Source organism: Collinsella aerofaciens ATCC 25986, assembly GCF_964259375.1.
GTDB classification, from domain to species: Bacteria; Actinomycetota; Coriobacteriia; order Coriobacteriales; family Coriobacteriaceae; genus Collinsella; species Collinsella aerofaciens_BO.
Genome location: NZ_CAXVJM010000038.1, coordinates 1 through 2,102, shown reverse-complemented (window position 1 = coordinate 2,102; position 2,102 = coordinate 1). Strand labels below are relative to the sequence as shown.

At 46.4% G+C, this 2,102-nt stretch carries 2 protein-coding genes; both read right to left on the bottom strand.

Going from position 1 to position 2,102, the window contains the following annotated elements; translation table 11 throughout:
* Positions 1 to 153: 153 nt before the first annotated feature.
* On the bottom strand, positions 154 to 858 hold the full coding sequence (locus ACEXKH_RS09605; protein ID WP_373573941.1) for a GntR family transcriptional regulator: 705 nt from the start codon (positions 856 to 858) through the stop codon (positions 154 to 156).
* Positions 859 to 866: 8 nt separating this feature from the next.
* Entirely contained in the window at positions 867 to 1,655 is a 789-nt protein-coding gene (locus ACEXKH_RS09600) for a GntR family transcriptional regulator (RefSeq protein ID WP_099432597.1), read from the bottom strand.
* Positions 1,656 to 2,102: the final 447 nt, after the last annotated feature.

Sequence of the window (2,102 nt, the reverse complement as noted above, 5' to 3'; positions counted from 1 at the left end):
AGATTCGACAAGGGGCGACCATTGTGCAATCGCAAGAAGATGACGGGGCGGAATGTCAATCCTGGTCTAACAGAGCCAAAAAAAACGCCCCTTTGTCGGGGCGTTTTCAGTCTCTTGTTATTCGGTCAGGAAAAATCCGGGCTTTGACTTTCGCTAGAGATAAAACTTTAAGCGCTCAGTGCAGTACACCTGCCGCGAAATAAACAATGGCACTCCCTGCGCGTTGCAACGCTTATCTACAAATAATAAAAGGGCAGATCCCGGCTTTACATTCAAATGTTCTGCCTCGTAAGCACTTGCAAAGCACACCTGCAACGTTCGCTCGTTATTGCCAAGTTCGATATGGCGTCTTCCCAGCACCTCAAGTAGAGAACCCGATAAATCTTCATGTTCCAAAAAGGCAAGAGAAGGAGTGTAGCTATTGGTTTCCAACATCGTTGGCACGCCATCGACTAAGCGCAAACGTCTAGTCTGAAGAATATTCTCGTCCTCCTGGACCTGAAGAAAACGCACATCGCGCAGCGTAGGATAAATCCAAGCTATTTCGAGCACTACGGTCGAAGGCTTTTTATTTTCTTGAATGCAGGAATGGGTGAAGCTTTCCTGGTCATCGGCTGCATAGGCATTGCGCGTCGTGGTAACAAAAGTACCTTTCCCTCGCGTGCGCTCAACGATATCGGCATCCTCTAGTTCCTTGATTGCCGATCGAACAGTAATACGACTAACGCCATATTCCTCCATAAGCTCCGTCTCAGTAGGAAGCTTATCCCCTTCGCTATATACGCCACTTTCTATTCGACTCACAAGATCGTGAACGATCTGCTTATACAATGGAACAGCGCTCTCCACTTTAACCATTATTCAACCTATTGCTTTCTACACTCAACGGCTTCAAGTCCCTGCCAATTGATGCCGAGTTGATTAGCCTTAATCGAAAAGAAGTATTTAAAATAATCACCCAACATCACCTGCTTAGTAAAGTGCACTGGCTTACCAGTGCTCATATAAACGGTCTCACTCAATATAAACATCGCAGCTTCTCCTGCGATATTAAGGATGCGCTTCTCCTCATCCGTAGCAAGCCCCGCTTCAAGCACAATAGACGGGAAACAATTGTCCTCTAGTCGCAGCCCCGTCTCTCTCTCAATCGTTTCATAAAGTGATGCGTTCTCCATATCGACACCCAGTAAAAACCCGAAGTTCTTAACTGGAAGATAAATATGTTCAATCATTGCATTGATGTGGTTAATTGACCTCACGCGTTTGAGGTAAACCGCAGATTCGTTCTCTTCCATTCGCAAATGACGACGGACGGCAACGGGCGGCTCGACCTCCTGAAGAGCGAGAACGCGAGATGAGGTTTCGATATTATTTTCATGGCAAAAATAAGTGAAACCCTTAAACGTGCTCAAGCTCGAGACGATTTTAGGCTGCCGGATAAATGTGCCCTTGCCATGACGCGTATCAAGCACGTCGTCATCCACAAGAGTTTGAATTGCCTTCCGTATCGTCGCACGGCTAACCTCGTATTCTTCGCAAAAACCATTTTCGCTAGGCAACACGCCACTTTCGGAAAACTCGCCCATCTCAATACGGCGGCGCAAATCATCAGCCACTTGTACATATAGCGGCACAGCACTAGTTGGGTTAATCATAACGTTCTCCGTACAACATTCTATGAAACTTCTATACGTTATAAGATAACCTATTACGTATTATTTTGAAAGAAATAGACGGTTCAATCTTATTTTTGAACCGTCCAATATCAGACACTTCATATGAAGGTGTCGAATGCCACTTGTGGCGCAAACAAAAGGGGCATTTGGCAAAAATGCCCCTTTTCGCCTTGAAGTCGCTACCGTGAAATGCCAACGAGCCGCATGGTCAAGTCCAAGCAAATACGACCTCAAGCGGCCAGCTATGGCATGGCTCCCTAGAACGAGACTGCAACATTTGTTTGCATTGTTTTACGAACGCAACATAACGAATTATTTCCGAGCAAAATAACGGCCGTTGAAAACTGCTTTAGTAGTTCATCTGGTGATAGTAGCGACGCGTGGTGAGCGGGTGGTTGCGGACGTGCTCGAGGTGGCAGCTCAGGC